1 protein-coding gene is annotated in these 1,204 nt (G+C 64.5%); it reads right to left on the bottom strand.

Annotated features, from left to right (window positions below):
- Positions 1 to 87: 87 nt before the first annotated feature.
- Complete coding sequence (locus NH287_RS15065; RefSeq protein WP_308210420.1) at positions 88 to 672, bottom strand: DUF2637 domain-containing protein; 585 nt, start codon at positions 670 to 672, stop codon at positions 88 to 90.
- Positions 673 to 1,204 lie beyond the last annotated feature (532 nt).

Genomic DNA, 1,204 nt, shown 5'->3' with positions numbered 1-1,204 from the left:
GCCTTCGGCACGCCCTCGCCGGCCAGCCTCCGGATCAACGCCCAGTCCTCCAAAGTGATCACTCTCCAATCGTTGAGTGTTCACTTTTCAAGCGCCGCTACTGTCCAGTTTTCGAGCGCCGTCGACAAGTGGAGCCTCACCGTCAACCTCGGGGTCGGGCGCTGGCTCGTGAGCCTCTGCCGCCCGTAGTTGTGCGGCTGCCTGCGCGGCTTCAGCATCGACAGATTCATGATGGGCGGCGGCCTGGAGCACGGTGCGTGATTGACGAATCAAGATCGCCGTGAGATGCGTTGACGCGACGAGCACGACTGGAGGTACGGAAGCAACCAAAGCAGCGATCAAGTCGGGCACGTCGGGGTCTGCTGCAACGAGCGCGTGTACTGCGTTCGCAGCGACCGAGACACCCGCGCCGAGAACGAGCAGCAGCCACGGATACCAGACCACCCGTGTACCAGCCAGCGCGAACACTGCGAGCGTCGCCACGACGATGATGCCGTCTACGATCAACGGCCACAGCCACGCCAGATCAGGGTCGATGCCGCTGCGCGCGGCGAGGCCATGCAGCGCGGTGAAACTGAGGATGAACGCGGTGGCAGCAAGGAGAATCGTGCCCGCTTCAGCAGCGAAAACCGCGACCCGCAGCACCCGGAACGAGATACGCGCGGTATTCATGAGCGTACCCACCCGGCATCGCCATACGAATGGCCCGCGCGAGGAGATCCCGGCATCGCTGAGCGGGCCGACTGCGGCGACTGTTGCTGCCCGGTGGTCGGGTGTGCTCGTTCCCACGCGGAGTCGATCGTTCGCAGAATCTCCCGCTCACCAAGCCCCGCTTGCTCCGCTGCGGGGAGCAACACCCTCACGATGTCGGCCTTGGCGATGCCGTCCTCGGTCATCCTACAAGACATGAAGTACAACGCCCAGTTCCGGTTCCCCTCGGGCTGCGCCGCCACCCATCTGGCCCGCCCAGCATCACTGTTTCGCGCTTCACGAGGCGTGCTCGGCACCGGGCGGGCGCGGGCAGGCTTAGGCGGTGCGAGCAACTCGAGCAACCGCTGCGCATCCACCGGAGCGGTGGGAGTAGTGCCCCGTAGAGTGGTGTAACGATCCCGGCCAGTAAACGTCAGCGTGGCCACCGGGATCTTCCTTCGAGGAAACTCTCACATCCCACTCGAAAGGCGTCACACCGATGACCACTCCCTCT

It is taken from the genome of Microbacterium sp. CnD16-F (assembly GCF_024124465.1).
GTDB classification, from domain to species: Bacteria; Actinomycetota; Actinomycetes; order Actinomycetales; family Microbacteriaceae; genus Microbacterium; species Microbacterium gawkjiense.
Note: the sequence above shows the minus strand (reverse complement) of the source record. Positions and strands in the feature narration are given on the sequence as shown.